We start from the raw sequence: 18409 nt of genomic DNA, 5'->3' as shown, positions 1-18409 counted from the left end.
TATATTCTTTATTTACTTATGGTATTGATTTTATAAAAAATAATATTTCATTTGAAAAAATAAATCGATGTAATTATGTTAATTTTTTGCTAGCATTTGTTATAGATTTAATTGGTTAAAAGTGTCGTGTACTATGATTTTTTTTGTTTAAAATATTTTTCCCCTAAAACTGCTTCAGCTTGATTAAATGAAAAGAGACTAATAACACAAAGACACAGTGATAGCTTTTTAACAAACATACTTTTTCCTTTTAAATAATATTTTTAATAAATTAACCATAAAATAAGATTAATATAACAAAAACTATCATAGTTAAAATAAATTTTCAATAAAATTTAAATTGAAAAACAAAAAATAATTAATATATTCAACGAAATAATACAAAATAACTACTCTTTATTACTTATGTATTTAAGATTTATTAGTTTAAAATATGAATATTTAATTTTGAAAAAGAGCTTTTAAATTAATAAACAGCAAATACTAGCCGTTTCCTTGAACAGGCGAGAAGCGAAAATACGAGCACGGATTCAGGGTCCAATTAACAATCATGATCACAGATCATGATGTTATTTCAATAATTTTGCCATGCTCTTTCGAGCATGAATTTCGTTATGGATCCTGGATCAACGTATGAAGCTTCGCTTCAACGAGTCCAGGAAAACAAAGGCGTATGGGCAAATTTCTATCATAAAAATAAAAATTGTCCCGCAGAGTAATAATTTTTATACTTTTTTAGCCCGCGTTTTCTTTTCCTTCACAACACCATCATCATCCTTAGCATCCTTGGCATCAGCTTTTTTAACGGTTGCTTTCTTAGCTGGTGCTTTTTTAGGCGTGGCTTTTGCGTCAGCAGCTTTAGCATCCTTGGCGTCTTTCGTCGATTTACGCTTAGAAGCTTTTTCGTCTTGAATTTGTTTTCGTTTGTAATCTAATAAGCCTTTAGCAGCATCAAATTCAAACGTTTTAGCATCTGATCCTTTAGGCAAATTCATATCAACTGTACCATCACTTGTGATATAGCCATATTTACTTCTATAAATCATAATAGGTGTTGATGTATCAGGATCTATGCCCATATACCGAATATCTGGTCGTTTTTCGGCAATAAAGGTCACTGCCCTGTTAATACCCATCGTTAATACATCTTCTGCAGGGGGCACTGAAATAAAAATCGGACCATATTTTAAATAAGGCCCAAAACGGCCAATATTGCCAATAATCTCTAATTTCGATTCGGGGTGAATACCGACTAATCTTGGTAAATTCAATAAACTTAATGCATGAGGAAGATCGATCGCATTTAAATCTGTACCAGACGCAATCGTCGCACGTTTTGGCTTAGTCGTACCTTCAGCCTCACCCATCTGAAGATAAACGCCAAAGGGGCCGCGTCTAAGGGTTACTTCTTTGCCAGTCGCTGGATCATTCCCCAGTGTTTTCGGTAATTGTATTTCATCGGTGACCTCAGATTGTTCAACCGTTTCATCACCCACCAATTGTTGCGTATGATGACAATTTGGATAATTGGAACAGCCTAAAAAAGCACCAAAACGACCAAGCTTTAGGCCTAGTTTACCAGATTCACAGGTTGGACATTGGCGATTGCCTGTCGGGAAAAAATGACGCTCTAAATCACCTTCAATTTTAGCTAAAACTTCGGTAATCGGAATGTCTTTGGCTGTTGTTATATTCTGGTCAAATTCAGTCCAAAAACGTTTTAAAACTTCTTTCCAATTAATACGGCCGCCCGAAATATCATCAAGCTCTTCTTCCAAAGATGCCGTGAATCCATAATGAACATAACGGTTAAAGAATTGCGCCAAGAAAGACGTCACCAACCTGCCACGCTCTTCGGGGAAGAAACGTTTTTTATCAAGGCGCACATAATGTCGATCTTGCAATACTTGTAAAATTGTCGCATAAGTCGACGGACGACCAATGCCTAATTCTTCAAGCTTCTTCACAAGACTTGCTTCAGTAAAACGGGGTGGTGGTTCTGTAAAATGTTGCTCTGGTTTAACTGCTTCAACGCCCAACGGATCTTGTTCTTTTAATGGCGGCAATCTTTTATCATCTTGATTTTGATCATCTTTATCATCTTGATCTTCTTGGTATAATTTCAAGAAACCGTCAAAACGTAACATCGATCCATTGGCGCGCAAAATCGTTTTTTTATCAGGTGCAGTCATGTCAACAACGACTTGATCCAAAATAGCACTCGCCATTTGGCTGGCAACAGCACGTTTCCAGACAAGCTCGTAAAGCTTAAATTCTTCAGTAGATAATGCATTACGCAATGAATCAGGCGTACGCGCGATATCTGTTGGCCTTATCGCTTCGTGGGCTTCTTGTGCATTTTTTACTTTTGATTTATAAACACGCGGCTCTTTCGGCAAATAGGTATCGCCGTAACTTTCTAAAATATGGGCACGAATCGCCGTAATCGCATCGGGGGATAATTGCACCCCATCCGTACGCATATAAGTTATTAAACCCACTGTTTCACCACGAACATCAACGCCTTCATATAGATTTTGTGCCACACGCATTGTACGTGTGGCCGTCATGCCTATTTTACGCGATGCTTCTTGTTGTAAAGTCGAAGTAATAAACGGCGCATAAGGATTACGTTGTTGCGATTTTTGCTCAACGGATTGAACCGTAAAATCTTGGCTTTGGATCGTTTTTTGAGCATTCTTGGCAAGTGCTTCATTATTTAAGCTAAATTTATCAAGCTTTTCGCCATTCAAATGCGTAAGGCGACCTTGAAAAGGTTTTTTTGCAGGCGTTACAAGATCAACATCGATCGTCCAATATTCTTGCGTTTTAAACGCTTCGATTTCAGATTCACGATCAGTAATAATACGTAACGCAACAGATTGCACACGGCCTGCCGAACGGCTACCTGGTAATTTGCGCCATAATAAAGGTGATAATGTAAAACCCACCAAATAATCCAAAGCACGACGCGCTAAATAAGCATCAATAAGCTCTTGATTGAGTTCGCGTGGATTTTTAAATGCTGTTGTAATCGCTTTTTGTGTAATTTCGTTAAACGTTACACGTTCAACGACTTTATCTTGAATTGCTTTTTTGTCCTGCAGCATTTGTAATAAATGCCATGAAATGGCCTCCCCTTCACGATCCGGATCGGTTGCGAGACAAACATGAGTAGCGCCCTTTAGAAGACGCAGAATTTCGTTAAGATTTTTCCGCCCGCGATCACTGATTTCCCAAATCATTTTAAAATCTTCATTGGGTAAAACAGAGCCTGATTTAGACGGCAAATCACGCATATGGCCATAAGAAGCAATGACTGTATAATCTTTGCCTAGATATTTATTAATCGTTTTTGCCTTTGCAGGCGATTCAACAATAACTACTTTCATATATGCGCTCTATTCTTAAGCCGTATTAAACAAGACATCATCCGTTAAGGATACTTTATTTCCAGTGTGCCTGACAACTCTTCCTGCTAATTCCAATGCCAAAAGGGCTGTAAGAATTGCTTTTGGAGGAAGGTCCAAAGAACGCATAATCTCATCAATATCATTTGGTGTAAAGCTTAAAAGTGTTTTGAGTTCTTCTATTGCTTGATTTACTTCATTATCTGTTGGCGATCCATTTGACGTCGCATCAACATTTTTCCAATAATCATTGGTCGATTCCTGCACCTTATGATGTGTTGATTGTTTTAACACTTCAATCACATCTTCACCATTTTGTACCAAATGCGCACCTTGCTTAATCAATGCATTGGTTCCATGCGCACGTGGATCCAAGGGCGACCCAGGAATTGCAAAAACTTCTCGATTTTGATCTAACGCAAAATCAGCTGTAATCAATGATCCTGATTTAAGGGCCGCCTCCACAATCACAACACCCAAAGAAATACCTGAAATCAATCTGTTACGTCTGGGGAAATGCCGCGCTTGAGGATTCACACCCAAGGGACATTCACTAATGATTGCACCCATTTCAACAATTTTAGTATAAAGCGCTAGATTTTCAGGTGGATAGACAAAATCAACACCGCCTGCAACAACAGCAATGGTACCCATTTCAAGACTTGCTTCATGGGCTGATGTATCAATCCCACGCGCAAGACCAGACGAAATAACATAACCTGCCTCACCCAAAGATTTGGCAAAAAGCTGTGCAAGTCTTCTGCCATGCAAAGATGCATTACGCGCACCCACAATACCCACAGATTTTTTAAGCAATAAATGCGGATGACCCATCACAGATAATAAAGGCGGCGCATCATCAATTTCAGCAAGTAAAGGTGGATAATTAGACTCACCGCGTGCAATTAAATGAATCTTATTTTTCTGATGTCGCGCGTATTCGTCTGTCGCATCTTTTATAGAGCATAATTGAATTTGTCTTTTGCTGCCCGCTTTTTGAACTAAATCAGGAATAGCCTTAATCGCATTTTCAGCGGAGCCATAATGACGTAAAAGCTGATAAAAAGCGATAGGACCAATATTTTCAGAGCGAATAAGTCTAAGCCAAGCAAGCTTTTCAGTTTCATTTTTTGGCGCTGTTATTGTCATTTTTATTTTTATAGCTCCCAAACGCTAAGAATTCAGATTCAGATATAAATCTGCATAATTACAGTCAATAGACTTGAGATTCAGACAAGGAGCAACGAGCGAAGTGTATCCTTATATACATAAGCGAGGCACGACGATGTATCAATCCAAGTCTATTGACTGTTTCTATTTTTTTCTTTTTTGTCCGATTTTTGATTCAGATCCCATTAAAAGACGCTGTATGTTACCAATGTGTTTCAAATAAATAAAGAAGGCGAGTACAATCATCGCATAAAAATATGGCGGTGTTGTTAATTTATACGCAAAAACGGGTGCCAACCCAACAGCCACAAGCGATGAAAGAGACGAATAACGCGTTAAAAATGCAACCGCAATCCAGATAAAAACAATGATTAATCCAATTTGCCAGGATAAAACAAAATATACGCCAATGGCTGTTGCAACTCCCTTCCCGCCTCGAAACTTAAGCCAAACAGGAAACAGATGTCCAAAGACCGAAAAAATTGCAGCAAGTGGCAAAAATTCGTCACCAAAAATATATTTCACAAGCAAACAGGCGGCAACTGCTTTAAGCGAATCACCTAAAAATGTCAACAACGCTAAAAGTTTATTTCCTGTGCGCAAAACATTGGTCGCACCAATATTTCCAGAGCCGATCTTACGGATATCACCATGCCCTGACAAATACGTAATCACCAACCCAAAAGGTATTGACCCCAATAAATACGATAAAACAATAACATAAACCGAATCGAGCGTGAATAACATTAAAACTTTCCTATGCGATGAATTATGGCTAAACCTTGCCACGAAAGTTTGTTTATTTCAAGGGATGAGCGGTTAATTCAACGACTATCAGATACCATGCGGCAAATAAGTAGTCTAATCACGGCATTTTTACGGAGATTATTTGCCCAATAATACAATAAACTTCTGCGGACAGCCTTCTAAAAAAATTATATTTTGGAGCAGATAAATTAAAAAACACTAAGGGGTGTTGACGTTTTATAATAATTTTATGTAATTAATTAAAAAATATAGAAATTTCGTCATTGCGAGAATGTCTGAGTGCTTAGGCACGAGGGCATACGCGGCAATCTACACTTACAATTGCCACAAACATCCTTGCGTACCGCTCGGCTATTTTCGTGTGGGACGAGCATACACTCATTTTATTACACCAAAATGTCAACAGTCCCTATATTATCTTTTTTTTAAATTAAGCTTAACGGCATAAGCGCCACGATCACCTATATCAACATGCAAATCATACTCACTATTTGCTTTCAGTTTACTCTTATCAATCATCATAATACCTAAATTCGTTTCCCCCGGAAAAAGGTCGTACGAAACACGTAAGTTTTTTGTTGGATCTATTAACAAACGTTGATCAAAAACATGTACAGTATTATTCCGCTCTAAAGCAATATCTTGACCCAAAATAGTTAAATTTACTTTTTGATAAGGAGAAGCATCGTTAAAATTAACAAATATACTATTCAAATAAATTTTATCTTCTTGCACAATATTTACACTGGGCGACACTATTGTATTTTTAATAGCAGATGCAGCATCTTCAACAACGCAAACTTGTACTGAAATTAAAGAAAAAAAGAACAATATAATTCTATTTGATAACATGTTTCACCTTAATTTTAAATTACATAATCATTCTATTATTTATATTAACCAAATTCAACAAAATTTAATATAAATTTTTTTGTAAAAAGATGTTGACACTTCCCCAATTTTATGTCATATATAGTGACATATTAGACTATTATTTATTTTTACTAAACTTATTTTACATATTTTATTGGAGTTTAAAATGTTAAAAACTATTACAAAATGCTGCGCAATTATATTTTTATTTTCTGCAAGCAACGAATCTTTTTCGACAAACCTATACACAAAAATGATGCCCACCCAAAAATCTGTTCAAAAATTAGAACAATTTTTGGAACCAGTTCTTGATGAAGTCAACAAACAACTTAATGGAAAACTCATTTACAATTCTTCTGATTGGCACATGACACTTAAATCAATTGAAGCGCCCGATTATATCGGTATAAAAGAATTAAGAGATTGGTCAACATACGAAGCACAGCGGTATATTACAAAAAATCTTAGCAAAAAACTTGAAAACATAACAAATAGAATTTCAGGAATTCACTTTAAAATTAATGGAGTAACTATTTTTGGCAAAGATAGAAGCGAAAATAAATTTATAGTGTTAACACTAGAACCTGATTTATCACATATTGCTGACAAAGGAACCAAAACAAGAATACGTAATTCAATTCTTGAAAAAAATCCACATATCAGCCTTGCGCGCTTTAAACACAAAATTTCATATGCACGCCATGATATGAATATTATTCTCAATAAAACACTTGATATTATTGAAAGCAATAATATCGAAATTAGCTTCAACAAAACAATTGCAGAAGCAACAAAAGACACGCCCATCTGGGCTCATTCAGTTGCAGAACCAATTGAAATAGCTGCTTACTAAATAACCAAAGGGCTATCACTGATAGCCCTTACTTTCCAATCGATAAACTCATTTCCCAAAGAATACCTAGTATTAAAGATGAAAGCGGATTAGTGCTCACTTTAGGATCTTTTAATGATCCTTCGAAGCGATCATTATCTTTTTTTCAACTTAATTTTAACAGCATAAGCACCAGAATTACCTATATCTACATGCAAATCATACTGAGTATTCGCCTTAATATCCTTCTTGTCGATCATCATGACTCCCAGATCCATTTCCCCTGGAAAAAGCTCATATGAAACAAATAAATTTTTTGTTGAGTCCATTGCAACATGTGAATCAAAAACATATTCGACATTATCCCTCGCAAAATTCATTTCCTGACCTAAAATTTTTAAAACAACATTTTGATAAGAGGAATCATCCCCAAAACGAACAATCACACGATTTAAATAGGCTTGATTCATCTGCAAAGCGCTTTCTTTAACATGCTGAACATCAGGTTTATTTAAAAAATTTCCTGCTATCGCAATTGACTGAAAAAAAACCAAACAAATAAACAAAAAACAAAAACGAATTGATAACATTTCACACCTTTTTTAATAACTTTTAAAACACTATATCAATTTTTAAATATTTTCAAATAATTTATAAAATAAAATTAAAAATAAATAAATAAATATTACATAATATATATTCAACTTAATAAAAAATATACCAAAACACATATAACAAATTGATTTTTAAAAAACTCATTGATCTTATTTCAACTTTTAAATAGTTAAAACGATTTATCTTAATCAAATGTTTTGTTTTAAAAAATAGAAATAAAAAAATAAATTTTTAAATATAATATAAATAAAAAATTGACAAAATTAAAAATATGTGCAATATATAGATATGTAACAATGTTTTAATTTAATAAAGAAATGAAAGGAAAACTTAAATGCTGAACAAAATTACAATATTATACGCGATCTTTTTTTTATTTTTTCCAAACAATCAATCATTTTCAACAGACATCTACATAAAAGTAATGCCTGATCAAAAATCCGCTCAACAATTAAACCAATTTCTACAACCAATCCTCGAAGAAGCGAACACTCGTTACGAGGATCCTCTTTACTACGATTCTTATGATTGGCACATGACCCTCAGGTCAATAGAAACGCCTGACCACCTAAGTAAAATTCAATTTACAAATCGAGATACTGATGCAATGAAGTATATTGATAAAAAAATTATACCTAAAATTAAAAATATAACTGACGATATTTCAAAATTTAAATTCAAAATCAATGGAGTAAGCACTTTTGGCGGAGATAGAAACAAATTTATAGTACTTACATTAGAACCAATTTTAAACACTGGCGACAAAGAAGAAAAAAAAATAAAGAAAAGGATTCTTAACGAGGCACCACATATTAGTATTGCACGCTTCAAGGTAGGACCTTCATTAACACCCCATGCCATGAATGAGCTTTATATTAAAATCCTTAATGAAATACTCCCTCTTGATATTAAATTTACATTTAACAAAACAATTGCAGAAGTAGAAAAAGATAGACCCATCGCCACTTATTCTACTAGTCAACCAAGCAAAAAAATAAAACAAAGCAAAAAATCATATAAAGCATATGGTTACTAACACCTAGAAGGGCTATAGTCTATAGCCCTCACTTTCCTGTTGACGAACTCATTTCTCGAAGAATAACTGGCGCTGAATGTTAATAACCATTTACATATCTTAACAATTTTTTCTGTATCACTTTATACATTGATCTTTTTTATTTGTAACTACACATAATTCGTTTATACCTTAGAATATATTACTCAAATACTAATTTCAAATATAATCAATTTTCTAATTTTGATGAAAATGATTTATATATATAAAAAAAAACAATCAATTAATCTAAATTACAAATTTTTTATCTTTTTTTATTTTTAATCAATTTAATTTTTTCAAAAAAAATTATTTTTTTGTTGACATGAATCAGAAATGGTATTATAAAAAACATGAACGAGCGTTCAATCAGTTTTATGTAAAAAGGAATACATTATGAAAAAACTTACTCTTCCAACTTTATTTCTTATAAGCTTCAGCTTAATCTCTACAACCAATGCCTCTTCTTCTGAATCACCAAAAGACATTGTTAAAAATTGTTTTAGGGATATTATACAGGCTGAAAAATGGGACAAACCTACCTATGACAAATATTTTTCTGAAGATTACGTACAAATCGCTGACGGAAAAACATTGAATTACACCCAAAGTCAAGAACACGTCAAAACACTTAAAAGAGACTACAAGTCTATCAAAATTGTTTTTCATGAAATCGTAACAGAGAATAATAAAGTGGCGACGCGACATACAGGCCATGTAATCAAAAATGATAACTCACAAATTGAAGTAGATGTAATGGCCATTTTTGAAATCAAAGACGGCAAAATAATTGCTTGTCGTGAATTAACACGCCTAGTAAAGGGTAACAAAGCTGACGAAGATATTGGATCTCGTTATTAATTTATAGACTTCTTTTGAAATTCTACGATTGTGGTCGATTGATAGGTTGCTTCGATACCCGTATCCTTATCTATACAAAAATACTCAAGGAAATCCGTGACGCATTGCTTATCACTCGTCCCACATTAACGAGTTTCAAAAGAAGTTAATTACTAAAATTTATTTTATATAATTTTATTGGAGTTTAAAATGTTAAAAACTATTACAAAATACTGCGCAATTATATTTTTATTTTCCGCAAGCAACGAAGCTTTCTCAACAGAAATATACACTAAAATGATGCCAGATTATGAATCTATTAGAAAATTAGAGGAAACTCTACTCCCAATCCTTAAAGAAGCGAATGAACAGGCACGCGGTGAACTTGTTTATAATTCTGATGACTGGCATATGACTGTCCAACCAAGAATAGCACCGGACTATCTTAGTAAAACCGAATTAAGAGATTGGTCAACCGAGGATGCTCGACAATTCAACCTAAAAAATCTGTCCCGTCAACTTAAGAATGTGACTGATGTTATATCAAACATTGACTTTAAAATTAATGGGGTAGCCGCTTTTGGTGGTCGAAATAAATTCATTGTGTTAACCTTAGAACCTATTCTAGATCACATTGAAAACAAAAGCTTAAAAAAGAAGATTCGCAAACGGATATTAGAAAGCAAACCACACATTAGTCTTTCTCGTTACACTTCAGGTTTTACTATTGCAACGCACGAAATGCTAGTTTCTTTCAACAAAGCACTTGATATTATAGAAAATAATAATATTAAAATTAGATTTGATAAAGTGGTTGCTGAAGCCCAAAAAGATTCACCTATTAGCATCTATTCAGCACCAAATCGTGTTGAAATAGCCGATCACTAAGACCTAAAAGGGCTATCGTCGATAGCCCTCACTTTCCTGTCGACGAACTCATTTCCCGAAGAATGCCTGGTGTTAAGGCTGAAAGTGGATTTGTACTTACTTTAGGGTCATTTAATGATCCAAAGACTTTGAATTTTACAGCAAACATGCCTAATTTATTCGTTCCCGTCAAAATTGTTCCAATAATAGGTATAAAGCCCAAAATCTTATCAATAACACCACTCGACCCTATCGCCCCCTTAAGATCAATTGTGTTCGCCTTCGAATCAATATTTCCATTCAGACTTACGTTAAGAGATGACCCTGTACCAATTAACGATTTAATATGCAACACATCGTTTTGACTTACAATATCAGCTTTCAAATCATTGAATTGGATCTGACCACCCGACATGATATTCATCAAGCCGGGCACTGAAAAAGCTGAAAAAACCTTAAGCATCGCAGGCGCTTCTTTTAACTTAAGTCCTGACGCCGTTATTTTTGCACTCAAAGGTGCATTTTTTTCTTTATCATTCCAAATGCCATTAATATTCATGCGACCTGATTTCATAAATGTTAATACATCTAAAGTGTCACATAACGGCCCAATATCTTCAGCTGAAAAATTTAATACACGATCACTTTGTCTTGGCTGAATATGTAGTTTAATGGGCTTCAATGTTGATGTCATGGCTGCGATATCAGCCATATGCCATTTATTATCCCTAAATGTCAAAAACCCTTTTAATTCTTTAAGCATTGACCCTTTTTGCGCATTAACATTTCTTATATCCAGATTAAGATTTATATCTGGTATTTTTTTATCAGAATTTGTATCAAATTTTAAACCGCCAACATAAAACGCATCACCCCTTAACGACAATTGTCCTGGCGCGTAATTAATGGAACAATTTGTTTGATTAAGTTTAAATTTTGGCAAATCAACAACATTGATCGCACCATTCTTTAGCAAAACGGACCCTTTAATATCACAATCTTCCCCAGATAATGACAAGGATGATATTTTATTAAGCGTCCCTTTCATAAAATCAATATTTGCATGACCCTTTAAAGGCTGATTTTCTTTTTGAGTGAAGCCTAATTGCGGTATATTTAACGTCCCATTATGGAAATTGAAATCAAGATCTCCTTTAGCCGCTTTTGATTGTGCATTTTCAACATAAGAAAACGTAAAAGGGACAGGACGCTGTAATTTAAAAAAATCAACTTGAAATGTATCAATTATTTTTTGATTCATCTCACCTGCTAATTTCAACATTCTTGAGTTTTGAATTTTGGCTGAAAAAAATTCTATCCAATTAAATTGTGCTTTTTGACCCTTAAATAAAAGATCCCCACTTAAAGTCAATTTATCAGATGTTATTTTTGTTTTAATATCATATAAGGCAATTTTTTCTTTTAAAACCTCAATAGGTGTTGTAATTTTTTTAGCCAGACAATCAATTTCGATGCCACAATCTTTTAAATAAACATCCTTAAGCAATGGCAACATTATTTTAATATGATAATCAGCAACACCACCAAAACCCGATGGTTTAAATCCAATTTTATCTAAATAAGCCAATGGTTTTTGATTTGCAACCTCTAAAGCATTCTGAATATCACCTGATAACTTTGTATCTATTATAATATGTTGAATGTCTCCCGCTAAATCAGTAATGGTCGCTCGACTTTTAGTAAAATCCAGCTTATTAACCATTCCTTTATCAAGTTCAAACTGAATAATATCCTTTGTAAAAAGCCCAGAGCCTTTTATATTTTGTAAAGGTGGCAAATGACCAAAATAAGTTAATCCTAAATTTGAAAAATTAAATTGTCCCTTTACATCAAAACCTTTTTCTTCTGAAAACTCAATTAATGCCGCCAAATCACGTAATTCGGCTGATTTTAAATGCTCTTTCAACCAAAGATAAGGCGCACGCAATAAACCTGACGGAAAAACAGCCAATAATTCTTCTAATTTAATCAATTTTGGAAAAGTCATATTAAGTGCAAATTTTGGCGCATCATAAGGTGTTCTAATATCACCCATGATGGGACAATGCATAAAACCTAAAACAAAATCAGAGCCATCCAACAAAAATTTATTATCTTCCAACACATAACGTGCTTTTAAATTCATGCCCAAAGTTGATAATTCATCATGAATATTTAAATCGATTAATTGCGGCAAGAAAGAATCCAATGTTAATGAACCATGCCCTGATACAAAAATAGGTTTTTCTAATGACAATCCAAAAAGAGCCAAAGGCAAATTCGAAAATTTAAGTTCTGACTGTCCCTTCCCTGAATTTTCATCAAGCGTAAGATTTAGATCATATGCATAAGTAGATCCAAAATGACTATTCACATTTAATTTTAAGATTTCATCTTGTCTTTTTAATTCGATATCAAAAGGATCCAAATCAACAAGGTCAGAATTTATTTTAAGTTTATGAATAAAAATATCTTTAAGATCAGGTACTAATTTAAAAATTTCTTTAAACGAAAAATCATCTGATGTTTTATTTTGAAAATTTAAAGTACCAAGATTGATACTTGGTTCATAAAAGGCTAGTTTGTTGGGAATCAATTGCCCTTTTATCAAGGCAAAAGGATCAAAATAAAAAACAGTTTTCGGTAATATAATATCGCCGCCTACTATTTTTTCTTTAAATTGAATTGATTTTGCTTCAAGACCAAAACCATGTCTTGTAAAACTTAACTCTAATCCATTGATATCTTGTACAAAATCATTAAGCTCTGCATGGATTCTATCTTTTAAGAAATCGACAGGTACAGATACAATAGAAAGTACGCCTAAAATGGCAACAATACTCAATACACAAAAAAATAAAATTCTTAAAAACCAATTAATAGAATGTCGGGAGAGTCTTTTCAAATTAATCAACTTTCTCTAATGTTGATACTAGAATACACTCAAGGATGAAAACCACGCAATGACAGATTTAAATTATATTGACCTTTTGCAAGTATCTGAAGAACCGTGGCAGAGTTTTAATCAATTAGTAGACATTCTTCAAAAAAAAAGCCCCTATCTGAAAAATCTTATTGAACATCACAATGCCTTTATTGTTGATTTTATTCACCAAAATCCTGATTTATTTTGGCATAAATTTCTGTCCGAAATAAATGTAGCACCTGACGCAACTAAAGAAATTCTATCACGAAACATCCGAATGCTTAAACAAAAAGCCATGCTTTTTATAGCGCTTTGTGATTTAGGACGCATTTGGTCTCTTGAAAAGACAACATTAGCGCTCTCAAATTTTGCCGATGAAATTTTAAAAAAATGCCTCACACATCTTTTTAATGATGCATATTCAAAAGAACTTATCGCATCACCAACCCTTGAAAATGGTTATTTCATCATCGCTATGGGCAAATGGGGTTCTTTTGAACTTAATTATTCCAGCGATATCGATTTTATTATTTTTTATGATCCTACAAACCTTGGATATAAAGGCAAAAATATAGCCCAAAATTTTATTATCAAACTTTCACAACAATTAATTCAATTACTCGAAGAAGAAACAGATATTGGATTCGTTTTTCGAACGGATTTAAGACTTAGACCTGATCCCTATTCCTTCCCTATTGCGATCACAACCCAATCTGCCGAAGTTTATTATCAATCGCGTGCCGAAACTTGGGAAAGATCAGCTTATATCAAAGCACGGATCGCCGCAGGCGATATTGCGCGCGGTCAAGAATTTTTAGACTTCTTAAGACCATTCATCTGGCGGAAATATCTTGATTTTGCATCCATTCAAGATATTCAAAATTTACGACATCGTATTTTAAGTGCCCGCCCAACAGTCGCTGAAAAAATTAACAATTTTAACATTAAATTGGGACCTGGCGGGATTCGTGAAATTGAATTTTTTGCGCAATCCCAACAATTAATCTGGGGCGGCCGGAATCCTATCCTTAGAAACCCACAAACAATTGCAGCGCTTAATCTTCTTTCGACACATGGCTTCTCGCAAAATAAAGAAACACAAATATTGACGCAGGCTTATATTTTTTTCAGAGATATCGAACATCGCGTACAATTAATCAATAACGCTCAAACACATGATTTACCTGAAAAACAAGAAGATTGGGAGGGATTACAACTTTTAACAGGCTACACAAATATTAAACACTTTCAAGAAGATATTAAAACTCTTTTACTTGATACAGAACGCATCGTCCGCAAACTTTTTATGGAACTCGCACCGCAAAAAAGTGAAAGCTTTCACCTTAAAGAAAGCGAAAACGACGAAACAACCCATATATTGCTTAAAGAAGTTGGTTATAAAGACACCGAAAATGTAATACGTATTCTTAAAACATGGCATCATGGTCAATATCGTGTTTTACGCAATGAAAAAGCACGTAAAATTATTGAACATATCACGCATGATTTACTTAAAATTTTTGCCGAAACAAAAGATCCTGATCTTGCCTTACAACGATTTGATAATTTTCTAGCAAAATTACCCATGGGCGTGCAATTATTTTCACTTTTTCAAGCACGTCCTAAGTTATTGAAATTACTTACGAATATTATTGGTAACTCCCCCTATATATCCGATCTTTTATGTCAGTTCCCTGCCCTTTTTGATCTAACATTACTGCCGTCTTTTTACACAAAAATATCTGATAAAAAACGTGAACATGAATCTCTTCAAGAAGATCTTAAGCCCCTTCCCGATTTTCAAAGCAAACTTGATTTTTTACAACATTTCAGAACAGAGAAAAAATTTCAAATTGGTGTCCATGTTTTAGAAGAACTAAGTTCGAGCCCCGAAAAATCACTGACAATCCTTGCAGATATCATTATCGAAACACTTACCCAAGAAGTTTCAAACGAATTTCAAACGCAACAAGGCATTCTTCACGACTTAAATTTCGCAATTATTAGCTTTGGTAGCCTTGGTGCTTCCGAAATGACATTGGCTTCAGACCTTGACCTTGTTTTTATCTATGATGTTGAAAAAAATGAATCTGACTTCCAAAACGCCACTTCCCTTTTGCCTGCTCATTACATGTCACGTTTTTGCAAAAGATTGCTAACGGGTCTTACAAGCATTGGTAAAAATGGAAAACTCTATGAAGTCGATGTAAGGCTTCGTCCCACAGGCAATAGCGGTCCTATCATTCATACGTTTGAATCCTTCAAACAATATTATGAAAAAGATGCCTGGGTTTGGGAAATCATGGCATTGACCAAAGCACGCGTTCTTTGTGGCGATACATCACTTTGTCAAAAATTAAACACCTTTCTATCAAGTTTTTTAGCGCAAGATCGAGAACCTACAATCATCAAAACTGCACTTTTAGATATGCGCGAACGCATTAAAATTGAAAAAGGACAAGCTAACAACGATTTAATGAATCGTCCTGGTGGTATTGTTGATTTTAACTTCCTTATTCAATATCTAAAACTAATCCATGCGCCTAAAAGAGGTTTTGCTTTTCCACAAAACACACTTACAAGCTTGGAAATTTTTGAAACAATGAAAATTCTGAACCAAGACCAAATACTTAACTTAAAAAACGCCTATCGTCATTTCTTAAATTGGCGACATTACAAAGCACTTAAGATACAAAACGCAATAGACACAAACATATTGATTGATGCTAACAATATTGAACAATTATGGAAGGAAATCTTTATCGATGAGGTGGTGCCCACAGCCAGACTCGAACTGGCACGGCCCGTAAAGGCCGACGGATTTTAAGTCCGTTGCGTCTACCATTCCGCCATGTGGGCATAGCACAAATATTTACACGTATTTGAACCCATTGTCTATATTTTGTTATCATTTTTTTTAAAAAAATTTTACACGCTTAAAAAACTTTCACGTGCCTTCTAGCTGAAATCCTTATCTAACGACTATATTGCGAAAGAAATTTATCCCATTGTAAAATTATACATATTCATATTTTACAACACCAAAAAACAACATAAAAACACGAAGTTAAAAAATCTTTTATTATTATATTTGAACAGCATAAAAATCGAACATTATCAATTCACACTTATGTTTTTAAAAAACATATTGTAATTCATACAATTATTGTTTATGTTGTTTTAAATTATTTTTATTTAAAACATTGGATTCAATATAATGAAAAAAAATACAGCATTAGCTTTATTGCTTTTAAACTTATCTTCTTTTTCTGCTTTTTCAGCAGGCAATGAATGTGATAATAATATTATTATTGATAGTTTAGTGCCAAACCAAAATATTGATAATTTAGTACCAAACCCAGTGCAACAAAGAATAATCAACCAAACAAACGCCTTGTTTCACCAACACCTTAAGAAAAAAAATTTACCAACTGAAAATTATTTTGAAATTATAAACATAACCAACAAAATTTCTTACAAGGAAAACTGGAATTATTATGAAATTTCCAGATTTATAAATATAATTTTTGACTTAAATTTAAATATCAATGACCTTAAAAATATTATTGAATTAAGTTTTGAACTATTAAAAAACACATCCTCTAAACCACGTGATTACGAAGCCCTTTCTAAATTTATTTTAAAAAAAGACCTACATAACAACAATAATGTTCTTGAATTTTTAAAAGACATCCTGAAAGATAACAATTTAGACTTAAAAAGCGGCCTTACGCCCTTTATTGAAGCTATTTGTGATACAAGTGACGAAGGCCGTTCAAATTTATTAGATTGGAAAAAAAATATTTTTACGTTTTTACCCTGCGCACGTATAAATACAGATGCATTCAGCAAACTATTTCACTATATAGCAAACAATCCTTCGCAAAAACCATCTGAACACCATGTCTTGTTCTTAAAACTTTTAGGTCAAAAAGAATTAACGCATTCAATTAATGATACATTAGTTAATGCTTTAATAAACTCACATCACGCTGATTTTAAAGCTGCCATAATACTTTTAGAGATAATTTTTGCGACCCATCCTTCATGGGCATACAATGATTGTCTTGCTATATCCCAATACATTCTTGATCGCGCTATGTCACTAGAATTTGTTGAACGATTTGATTTTGCATCAAACCTGATAGAAAACAGTAATTGGAGTGTTGAAGATTACATAAAATATGTTAATGACCTCTATTTATTACCCGAACAAGATTTTAAAAACATTGCCCCACTTTTTGATAAAATATTTACAATAAATCCTCCATGGGATTATTATAATTATCAACCTATATGTGAATACATAATTAAAAACCATAAAGAACTTAACTTTATTGAACGTTTTAATGTCTCTTGCAACCTATTAAACACTAAAAAAATATGTCATTTTTTATATATACAATACATCAAAAAGATCTGCATGCTGCCTGAACAAACCTTTAAAAATGCCCCATTGCTTTTTGATACATTAAATTCTGTAAATTCTTCTTGGACTGATCATCACTTTCTATCCATATTTTCAGAAGTTCTAAATAAAGCAAAACAACAAAACTTCATCAAAATATTTAATTATGTATGCAGCATATTAGATAATAATATAAATATAAAAGCAGTTGATTTTGAAGATTATATTGAATATTTCTCTTTATTCAATGAAAAAGAATTTACAGATTTTGAGTTCTTCTTTAAATTTTTAACGCTTACTTCTTCAACAAAAAAAATAAAACGTTTTTCTTACGAGGATGAAGAAAATGATTTTTTTGGCATTGAAATTAACAACAAATGGATAGATTATGAAACACCAAAAAAATTTGTAAAACATATTTCTTCAATTTTTAAAAAAAATTCAAAAGAATTATCAGATATAATTCCAAAACATAAATCTTTTTCTGAATTCAAAAATCTTGTAAATCTTATTAATAAAATTTGCGCATCTATGGATATAATAGAACAATCTGAAATTTTAAACTTTTTAGAAAACAAAAACTGGTCCCCAAAAAACAATATAAAATTTATAGAATATATACCATTTTTAAAAAACAAGAATAATA

Annotated in this window: 12 protein-coding genes and 1 tRNA gene; 5 read left to right on the top strand and 8 right to left on the bottom strand. The window is 33.1% G+C overall.

Annotated elements, in window-relative coordinates:
• Nucleotides 1–725 precede the first annotated feature (725 nt).
• The 4 genes from topA to Q8L85_07825 all read right to left on the bottom strand — a co-directional run bounded on the left by topA (nt 726) and on the right by Q8L85_07825 (nt 6200).
• The gene (topA, locus tag Q8L85_07840) at nt 726–3392 is read right to left on the bottom strand and encodes a type I DNA topoisomerase (protein MDP1724597.1); all 2667 of its coding nucleotides are present in this window, start codon (nt 3390–3392) and stop codon (nt 726–728) included.
• 15 nt (nt 3393–3407) lie between these two features.
• Nucleotides 3408–4559 (bottom strand): DNA-processing protein DprA, encoded by a 1152-nt coding sequence (gene dprA, locus Q8L85_07835; GenBank protein ID MDP1724596.1) that lies wholly within the window; start codon nt 4557–4559, stop codon nt 3408–3410.
• A gap of 165 nt (nt 4560–4724) precedes the next feature.
• A complete protein-coding gene (gene plsY / locus Q8L85_07830) occupies nt 4725–5327 on the bottom strand; it encodes a glycerol-3-phosphate 1-O-acyltransferase PlsY (protein MDP1724595.1) in 603 nt (200 codons plus the stop codon).
• Between the two features lie 435 nt (nt 5328–5762).
• On the bottom strand, nt 5763–6200 hold the full coding sequence (locus Q8L85_07825; GenBank protein ID MDP1724594.1) for a hypothetical protein: 438 nt from the start codon (nt 6198–6200) through the stop codon (nt 5763–5765).
• A gap of 187 nt (nt 6201–6387) precedes the next feature.
• Here Q8L85_07825 and Q8L85_07820 point away from each other — a divergent pair, with 187 nt between their 5' ends.
• Nucleotides 6388–7074 carry a hypothetical protein gene (locus Q8L85_07820; GenBank protein ID MDP1724593.1) on the top strand — a complete coding sequence of 229 codons (687 nt, stop codon included), beginning with the start codon at nt 6388–6390 and terminating at the stop codon, nt 7072–7074.
• A 134-nt stretch (nt 7075–7208) separates the two neighbouring features.
• Here Q8L85_07820 and Q8L85_07815 read toward each other — a convergent pair whose 3' ends face one another.
• Nucleotides 7209–7643 carry a hypothetical protein gene (locus Q8L85_07815; protein MDP1724592.1) on the bottom strand — a complete coding sequence of 145 codons (435 nt, stop codon included), beginning with the start codon at nt 7641–7643 and terminating at the stop codon, nt 7209–7211.
• Nucleotides 7644–8002: 359 nt separating this feature from the next.
• On the opposite strand from Q8L85_07815, the gene Q8L85_07810 reads away from it, so the two are divergent.
• From Q8L85_07810 to Q8L85_07800, 3 genes are all read left to right on the top strand, one after another.
• On the top strand, nt 8003–8704 hold the full coding sequence (locus Q8L85_07810; protein ID MDP1724591.1) for a hypothetical protein: 702 nt from the start codon (nt 8003–8005) through the stop codon (nt 8702–8704).
• Nucleotides 8705–9118: 414 nt separating this feature from the next.
• Nucleotides 9119–9583 carry a nuclear transport factor 2 family protein gene (locus Q8L85_07805; GenBank protein MDP1724590.1) on the top strand — a complete coding sequence of 155 codons (465 nt, stop codon included), beginning with the start codon at nt 9119–9121 and terminating at the stop codon, nt 9581–9583.
• 189 nt (nt 9584–9772) lie between these two features.
• The gene (locus Q8L85_07800) at nt 9773–10450 is read left to right on the top strand and encodes a hypothetical protein (protein MDP1724589.1); all 678 of its coding nucleotides are present in this window, start codon (nt 9773–9775) and stop codon (nt 10448–10450) included.
• A 28-nt stretch (nt 10451–10478) separates the two neighbouring features.
• On the opposite strand, the gene Q8L85_07795 is transcribed toward Q8L85_07800, so the two are convergent.
• From Q8L85_07795 to Q8L85_07785, 3 genes are all read right to left on the bottom strand, one after another.
• Entirely contained in the window at nt 10479–13334 is a 2856-nt protein-coding gene (locus tag Q8L85_07795; GenBank protein ID MDP1724588.1) for an AsmA-like C-terminal domain-containing protein, read from the bottom strand.
• Between the two features lie 204 nt (nt 13335–13538).
• Nucleotides 13539–13685 carry a hypothetical protein gene (locus Q8L85_07790; GenBank protein ID MDP1724587.1) on the bottom strand — a complete coding sequence of 49 codons (147 nt, stop codon included), beginning with the start codon at nt 13683–13685 and terminating at the stop codon, nt 13539–13541.
• Nucleotides 13686–16126: 2441 nt separating this feature from the next.
• Nucleotides 16127–16214, bottom strand: a tRNA-Leu gene (locus Q8L85_07785).
• A gap of 358 nt (nt 16215–16572) precedes the next feature.
• On the opposite strand from Q8L85_07785, the gene Q8L85_07780 reads away from it, so the two are divergent.
• Nucleotides 16573–18409, top strand: a 1837-nt coding sequence (locus Q8L85_07780) for a hypothetical protein (protein MDP1724586.1), incomplete at its 3' end; no start/stop codon positions are given.

Source organism: Alphaproteobacteria bacterium (genome assembly GCA_030680745.1).
Lineage (GTDB): Bacteria > Pseudomonadota > Alphaproteobacteria > JAUXUR01 > JAUXUR01 > JAUXUR01.
Note: the sequence above shows the minus strand (reverse complement) of the source record. Positions and strands in the feature narration are given on the sequence as shown.

Excerpts from the sequence above, each read along its gene's own strand:
- dprA (MDP1724596.1), bottom strand. The coding sequence starts at position 4,559 with ATGACAATAACAGCGCCAAAAAATGAAACTGAAAAGCTTGCTTGGCTT.
- Q8L85_07825 (MDP1724594.1), bottom strand. The coding sequence starts at position 6,200 with ATGTTATCAAATAGAATTATATTGTTCTTTTTTTCTTTAATTTCAGTA.
- Q8L85_07805 (MDP1724590.1), top strand. The coding sequence starts at position 9,119 with ATGAAAAAACTTACTCTTCCAACTTTATTTCTTATAAGCTTCAGCTTA.
- Q8L85_07815 (MDP1724592.1), bottom strand. The coding sequence starts at position 7,643 with ATGTTATCAATTCGTTTTTGTTTTTTGTTTATTTGTTTGGTTTTTTTT.
- Q8L85_07790 (MDP1724587.1), bottom strand. The coding sequence starts at position 13,685 with ATGCGTCCTAAATCACAAAGCGCTATAAAAAGCATGGCTTTTTGTTTA.
- plsY (MDP1724595.1), bottom strand. The coding sequence starts at position 5,327 with ATGTTATTCACGCTCGATTCGGTTTATGTTATTGTTTTATCGTATTTA.
- Q8L85_07800 (MDP1724589.1), top strand. The coding sequence starts at position 9,773 with ATGTTAAAAACTATTACAAAATACTGCGCAATTATATTTTTATTTTCC.
- topA (MDP1724597.1), bottom strand. The coding sequence starts at position 3,392 with ATGAAAGTAGTTATTGTTGAATCGCCTGCAAAGGCAAAAACGATTAAT.
- Q8L85_07810 (MDP1724591.1), top strand. The coding sequence starts at position 8,003 with ATGCTGAACAAAATTACAATATTATACGCGATCTTTTTTTTATTTTTT.
- Q8L85_07820 (MDP1724593.1), top strand. The coding sequence starts at position 6,388 with ATGTTAAAAACTATTACAAAATGCTGCGCAATTATATTTTTATTTTCT.